We start from the raw sequence: 241 nt of genomic DNA, 5'->3' as shown, positions 1-241 counted from the left end.
CCACCGCCTGGGCTGAGCTACCCTCCTGCGTCACCCCATCGCTCACCTACTACCCCCTCGGGCCCCACGCTCCCCGCACCAGACCCCCGAAGGGACCCGGCACAGCTCGGGTGGTTAGCATCAGAGGGTTCAGCGTTGGCGCATACCAGCGGGTACGGGAATATCAACCCGTTATCCATCGACTACGCCTGTCGGCCTCGCCTTAGGTCCCGACTTACCCTGGGCGGATCAGCCTGCCCCA

General features: G+C 66.0%; 1 rRNA gene. It reads right to left on the bottom strand.

Annotated elements, in window-relative coordinates:
- A 23S ribosomal RNA gene (locus QSK21_RS36020) occupies nucleotides 1–241 on the bottom strand; the annotation flags it as partial.

It is taken from the genome of Actinomadura sp. NBRC 104412, from assembly GCF_030269515.1.
Taxonomy (GTDB): Bacteria; Actinomycetota; Actinomycetes; order Streptosporangiales; family Streptosporangiaceae; genus Spirillospora.
The sequence above is the reverse complement of the archived record's forward strand: the minus strand, read 5'-3'. Positions and strand labels throughout refer to the sequence as shown.